At 40.1% G+C, this 731-nt stretch carries 1 protein-coding gene; it reads left to right on the top strand.

Going from position 1 to position 731, the window contains the following annotated elements; all coding sequences use genetic code 11:
* Nucleotides 1–234: 234 nt before the first annotated feature.
* Entirely contained in the window at nucleotides 235–534 is a 300-nt protein-coding gene (locus R7093_RS25350; RefSeq protein WP_005498550.1) for a hypothetical protein, read from the top strand.
* The last annotated feature ends 197 nt before the right edge of the window (nucleotides 535–731 follow it).

Here is a 731-nt window from a genome sequence, read left to right as displayed (position 1 = left end):
CAACAATTTAAAGAGCTAAAAAAGAAGCTTGGAGACCTGACGGCAAGTCAGTTAAAAACATTGCAAGGCGAAATCAGCATGACGCTGAACAAAAAGGAAAAGCCATTGCTCTCCACTGAAGAGCGTGAAATGTTATCTAAACTGTTTGTTTGATTAAGTTATTGATATAAATCACTTGCACGTTTTATAAACACTTCCTATGCTAACAACAGCATAATAAGTGGAATTATGATCATGCCAGTTTCAGGGATTCACTCCGGTCAACAAATCATGCAGTTATCGCACAAGATGGCGGATAAAGCTGCACATGAGATTCAACAAACCTTCGTAAAAGGCGGTGAAGACTTATCATTCAATAAAGTCGAACTCGCTAAAAATGTGGCTTTCGCCGCGAACCCTTCCCTAGCCGCACATGCTACTGTTATCGAACCTCTTATCGAAGTTACTCAAGCCGCAAGTTACAACCGTATTGGTGCGTCCGTTGTGGAAAAAAATAACGAGGTAATTGGCAGCCTTCTCGACATTCACGTCTAAAGAAACCAAGATAAAAATTATACCTAACTCCCTTTCCAGATATTGAAGAACACCAAACGCTAATAAGCGCAGCGGTCAAATCTAACCGCCGCACTTTTCATTTCTCAAATCACTTTATCCGTTATCAATAACACCTCGATTAAGAAGCGATTCAACAATCTCGTTTGAGCTTAATCCATTAAAGTCTATTGCCTGAC

It is taken from the genome of Vibrio sp. 1580 (genome assembly GCF_033340055.1).
This window is presented reverse-complemented; position numbering and strand designations above follow the sequence as displayed.